This window comes from Streptosporangium sp. NPDC006013 (assembly GCF_040614275.1).
In the GTDB taxonomy this organism is placed as follows: domain Bacteria; phylum Actinomycetota; class Actinomycetes; order Streptosporangiales; family Streptosporangiaceae; genus Streptosporangium.
In genome coordinates, this window is the sequence record NZ_JBEXUE010000615.1 from 1 (window position 1) to 5087 (window position 5087).

A 5087-nucleotide genomic window follows, 5' to 3' on the forward strand; every position below is an offset into this window, starting at 1 on the left:
CGTTCCAGTCGATGTGCCGGGCGTCGTCGCCGTCGCTGTAGGCGCGCAAGCCGGTGAAGTCGATCCCGGAGCCGCGGTGCGCGGTGCGGTGGGCGCCCTGGAGCCGGCCGTCGAGCCTGCGGACGACCTTCCACTCCAGGCGGAGCAGGAGCCTCTCGGGGGCGGTGGCCATGGCTCAGCGGTTCTGCAGGACGACGTCGGGCGCCCGGACGGCCCCGAGCACCCTGGTGATGATCGTGTCGGCGTCGACGTCGTCCGCGAGGGCCTCGTAGGACAGCACGAGGCGGTGGCGCAGCACGTCGAGTGCGAGCTCGGACAGGTCGTGCGGCAGGGCGTAGTCGCGGCCGCGCAGGAACGCCAGTGCCCGGGCGCCCGTGACGAGCGCGATGGACGCCCGTGGGCTCGCCCCGTAGGTGACATACCGTTCCAGCTCGCCGAGCCCGGCCATCGCGGGAGAACGCGTCACGGAGACCAGCCGTACCGCGTAGTCGACGATCGCCGGATCGACGTACACCTGCCGAGCGCGGGCCCGCATCGCGATCAGGTCCTCGGCCGTCACCATCGGCTGCGGCGGCTCGGGCGGACGCAGCGCCCGGTCGACGATCGCCTGCTCTTCCGCCCGCGTCGGATAGTCGACGACCACCTTCATCATGAAACGGTCGACCTGCGCTTCCGGCAGCGGGTAGGTGCCCTCCGACTCGATCGGGTTCTCCGTCGCCATGACCAGGAACGGCTCGGGCACCCGGAACGTCTCGCGGCCGATCGTCACCTGATGTTCCTGCATCACTTCCAGCAGGGCGCTCTGCACCTTGGCGGGGGCACGGTTGATCTCGTCGGCCAGCAGCAGGTTCGCGAACACCGGGCCGAGCTCGGTTCGGAACTCCCCGGAGTGCTGGTGGTAGACCCGCGTGCCCACGAGGTCGGCGGGCACCAGGTCGGGGGTGAACTGGACGCGCTGAAAACTCCCGGCGATCGCGGCGGCCAGCGACCGCACCGCGAGCGTCTTGGCCAGGCCCGGCACGCCCTCGACGAGCAGGTGGCCGCCGGCGATCAGCGCGACGGCCATGCGCTCCAGCAGCACGTCCTGCCCGACGATCACGCGTTTGACCTCGAACAGCACATGTTCGAGCGGATGGGCCGACTCGGGGGACTTGGTCGAGGTCATGGTCTTCCTTCTTTTGAGGCTTCGATCAGATCTCGGGCCCGCCCGGCGGGCCGTCGCCTTCGCCGCCGCCCAGGGCCACGCCGATCGGCACCGCGAACGCGATACCGGCGAACGCCTCGTCTCCTCCCGGGTCGGCGATCGAGACGACGATCCCGATGACCAGGCCGCGAGCGTCCAGGAGGGGACCGCCGGAGCTGCCCGGGTTGACGGAGGCGTCGAACTGAATGAGCCCGCTCAGGTCGCCGTCTTTGGCGGACCGGTTCAGGCCCGACACGACGCCGGTGGAGACGCTGTAGGTCAGGCCCAGCGGATTGCCGATCGCCACGACGGGTGCGCCCACGGCCACGGCGCCGCCGAGCGTCGCCGGGACGACGATCTCCGGCAGCTTCGCGGGCCTGAGGGTCGCGACGTCGCGCTTGGGATTCGACGACACCACGACGGCCTTCGCCTTGGTGCCGTCGGCGAACGTCAGGTTGACGTCCTTCGTGCCTTTGACGACGTGGTGCGCGGTCAGAATCGTCCCGTCCTCGGCCGCGATCACCCCGGTTCCGAGCGCCTTCCCGGCCTGGATGACCACCACCGACGGCCCGACCCTCTTGAAGACATCGGCCACCGTGAGCGTCACGCTGGGCGTCGGCGTCGCGCTCGGCACGGGCGCGGCCCCTTCGCCGTTCCCAGCGACACTTCCCAGCCAGTACGCCAGCACCGCCACGACGACAAGTGCGCAGCCCCCGACGACAAACCGCCGAGCCCTCCCGGCCGCGGCTCCCTGAGCGTCGGCCGCATCGGCCTGCTGCGGCACGCGCTCCATTGCCCCATACTCATAAATCTCAGTTGAAAGTTCTACAAGCTCCGCCTGAGAACTCCCTGAGAAACCGGTCCCCGCAGCCCTACGCGCGCAGCACGGAGACGAGGGTGGCGGCGCCAACCACTCTGGCTAAGCCGGGGTGGAGCCTGCGGTGTACCTTGGGGCGGCATCGTCGTCGACGCCTACGCGTTATCAGGGGTCGATGGCATCCGTAAGCCCGGCATCGGGCTGTTCGAGGTCGCGGCCCAGCGCTGCGGCATGACCCTTGCGCCCGAGGGGACGGTCGGCGACCATCCGATTGCCGACAACCGGCGGCCGGTCTCCGTACGGTCTGGATCGACCGAGCGACGCGGTGGCGTACAAGGAGCGGCTGGCGGAGCTACCTTGTCCGCATGCGACGGATCGTCGGTTCATTCGCCATCGGAGCACTTGTTTTTGGAACAAAGGATTCTCAAGACGGAGCGCGTTCCGGACTGGCGGCGGCCACCACCGCATCGGTCGTCGTCAGCGTGACGCCCGCCGAATCGGCCGACCCTGTTCACATGGTTGCCCGGAGTCACAAAGATGTATCCATTCATTGACCGTATACAGGCCAAGTGAAAGGATCTGCCGACTCGACCGGAAATACGCCCCGGAGTGACCTGTGAACGGAACATTCATCAGCGAGTCTAGATTTACCCCTGATGGTAGTAAAACGCCCAAAATTCTCCCTGTCGGGATGGTCTTCGCCTTCGCCGACATGCCTTTTAAGCTGGAAAACGGAAACGTCCGGATCACGATCGGCAGCGAGACCGGCTGGGTGGACGCCGCGGCGGTGGTCTCCGACGCCGACGCGGCCCAGGTCGAGGCACTCGTCACCGTCGGATCCGCGCCGTCGATCCAGGACGTCACGAGCGTGCCGGAGTTCGCCGCCCACTGCGAGGCGGTGCAGTCCGCCATCACGGGCCTGACCGACGCCGTTCCCGGCCGGGCGATGCTGAAGGGGCGACTGGAGAAACACCTCGACCGGTTGTCGGGTCTCCTGCTGAAGGTCAGCGCCGTACGGAAGGTGGCCGAGCAGGCCGCTCTGCACTTCGCCACCGAGGACAGCGCAGGACGGTGGCCGACCATGTTGCGGCTGTGGGCCGGCCGCACGGGAAAGGAGCGCGAGGCGGCGTTCAAATGCATTCCCCCCGAGCTCGCCGAGGCGCTCACCGATCTGATCGAGGTGTACGCGGACGGGGCGGCGGACTTCGACAGCGCTGAGGCGGAACACAGTGAGCTGTCCATCACCCTCCGGGTGGCGCTCGACACGGCGACGCTGCGCCCGGGGACCTTCCTGACAGACGAGATGCAGGCGAAGGCGGCGTACGCGAAGCTGCACCTGCACGGGCCGAACCTCTTCTCCACGCAGAACGGTTTCATGGTCGAGCTGCCCGAGCCCCGTGTCGCCAAAGGGCTCACCGTCCACTCCAACGACGTGGTCCTCGACAAGCCGGCGGAAGTCCCCGATGAGAAGCTGCCGAAGGTGGTAAGCCTGACCCAGGAGAAGGAGAAGCTGTACCTCGGAGGCGGGCCGAGTGGCGACGACGTGTGCCAGGGAAGCCTTGGCGACTGCTACTTCCTGTCCCTGCTCGCGTCCATCGCCGACCACGACCCCGATCAGCTGAAGCGGATGATCAGGAAGAGCGAGTCGGCCTTCCTGGTCACGCTCACTCGGACGATCTCCTTCATGGATCGATCGTTCCGGCTGCCGCAGCTCGTCGAGGTCGAGCCGCTCTTCGCGCAGAGCACGACCTTGGGTGCGAAAAACATCCTGCTGGGGGCCCGAGCCAGGGCCATATGCGGGAACTCCGTGGTGCGGCGCCGCAGGACCCTGGGGGGCGACGTGTACCTGGAAGAGGCGTTCCCGGTGACGACGGCCATCTGGGTGCCGATCATGGAGAGGGCGTTCGCCGCCTTCGTCGCCGCCTACGGCCTCTACTTCACCGACGCTCCCACCGAGGACGCCCCGGAGGAGGACGGCTATCGCCTGATCCGCGAAGGCATGCAGTTCTCCGAGGTACTTTTCGCCTGCCTGTACGGTCACCGGCTCCGCTACAGCCGCGGCGTGAAGGTGGAACCGTTGGGCAAGGCGGTCGTCGAGCGCCCGGAGCGGCTCGACCCGGTGACCGGCGAGCTGTTCAACATGCTGCTCATGGTGGCCGATCAGACGGCGGGGAACTCGCCGTGCATCGCGGTGCCGACCGCCTCGGTGAGCTGGCGAAAGGTCGGTGCGGAGCTGATCGTGCTGGGAGAGCGGTACGAGGGCCCGTTGGCACAGTACTTCGCCGAGATCGGGAAGAAGCTGCGGCCCGTGCTCGACGAGGAACGTGACACCATCGCGACTCTGGGGAAGGACGCCGTATTCCAGGACGCGTGCGCGCAGGTCACGAAGGCTCTGCGGCCGCTCCGGCCGAAGGACCTCTGGGCGGACAGGGTCGTCAGGCTGCTCGCGTCACTGGCGGAGCCGATGGCCGAGCATGGCCCGTGCCCCTACATCTTCGCCCGCCACGAGTACGCGATCAGCGGGGTCCGCCTGGTGCTAGCGGGAGACTCGCCGACCCCCGACTACGTGACCAACCCCGCGCTGGGCACCGCGCTGACGAACGCGGCGTCACTCGTCAAAGCGGTCGCCGCTCTCGACCTCCAGAAGTCGACCGTCACCCTGCGCAACCCGCACCACCGAGGCTCCCCCGACCTGGACGGGAACCTCCCCTTCGAACAGAACACCGGGCTGTTCACCCTGTCTCTCCGGGAGTTCCTGAACTTCTTCCACGACGTCCAGTACGCCGTCGTCAGCCGCCACGCCTGACCACACCCGCATGGCCCGTCAAAGGTCCAGGCCGTCGGCCATGCCCGTGGCCGCCGCGGCTGAGGGGCCACGGCGATTCCGGGCGCCGTGCCCGTCGACTCGGGTGGCTCATGGGCCACCCGGCGGCATACGGCGCCCCCTGCCGGTACTGCTCGACACCGGCGAGGAGTACATGGGTCTTTTCCCGAAACGGGCGACTTACCCGCACACCCCGGGCAGGTCACACACCTTCTTCGTCATCTTCTTCGCCTGGCTGACGATTTTCTTGCCCGCTCTCGGGC

Annotated in this window: 5 protein-coding genes; 2 read left to right on the forward strand and 3 right to left on the reverse strand. The window is 68.1% G+C overall.

Annotated features, from left to right (window positions below):
- The 3 genes from ABZ260_RS46140 to ABZ260_RS46150 all read right to left on the reverse strand — a co-directional run.
- Positions 1-172 (reverse strand): DUF58 domain-containing protein (locus ABZ260_RS46140; protein WP_355630943.1); only part of this gene is annotated, 172 nt, incomplete at its 3' end.
- 3 nt (positions 173-175) lie between these two features.
- On the reverse strand, positions 176-1165 hold the full coding sequence (locus tag ABZ260_RS46145; RefSeq protein WP_355630932.1) for a MoxR family ATPase: 990 nt from the start codon (positions 1163-1165) through the stop codon (positions 176-178).
- Positions 1166-1190: 25 nt separating this feature from the next.
- Positions 1191-1976, reverse strand: coding sequence for a trypsin-like peptidase domain-containing protein (locus ABZ260_RS46150; RefSeq protein ID WP_355630934.1), 786 nt, complete (start codon positions 1974-1976; stop codon positions 1191-1193).
- 389 nt (positions 1977-2365) lie between these two features.
- On the opposite strand from ABZ260_RS46150, the gene ABZ260_RS46155 reads away from it, so the two are divergent.
- Together ABZ260_RS46155 and ABZ260_RS46160 are read left to right on the forward strand one after the other, a co-directional pair.
- Entirely contained in the window at positions 2366-2554 is a 189-nt protein-coding gene (locus ABZ260_RS46155) for a hypothetical protein (RefSeq protein ID WP_355630937.1), read from the forward strand.
- A gap of 158 nt (positions 2555-2712) precedes the next feature.
- On the forward strand, positions 2713-4806 hold the full coding sequence (locus tag ABZ260_RS46160; protein ID WP_355630940.1) for a C2 family cysteine protease: 2094 nt from the start codon (positions 2713-2715) through the stop codon (positions 4804-4806).
- Positions 4807-5087 lie beyond the last annotated feature (281 nt).

Bases quoted from the DNA above. Each gene is read 5' to 3' on its own strand.
- ABZ260_RS46155 (WP_355630937.1), top strand. From the start codon at position 2,366: ATGCGACGGATCGTCGGTTCATTCGCCATCGGAGCACTTGTTTTTGGA.
- ABZ260_RS46150 (WP_355630934.1), bottom strand. From the start codon at position 1,976: ATGGAGCGCGTGCCGCAGCAGGCCGATGCGGCCGACGCTCAGGGAGCC.
- ABZ260_RS46160 (WP_355630940.1), top strand. From the start codon at position 2,713: ATGCCTTTTAAGCTGGAAAACGGAAACGTCCGGATCACGATCGGCAGC.
- ABZ260_RS46145 (WP_355630932.1), bottom strand. From the start codon at position 1,165: ATGACCTCGACCAAGTCCCCCGAGTCGGCCCATCCGCTCGAACATGTG.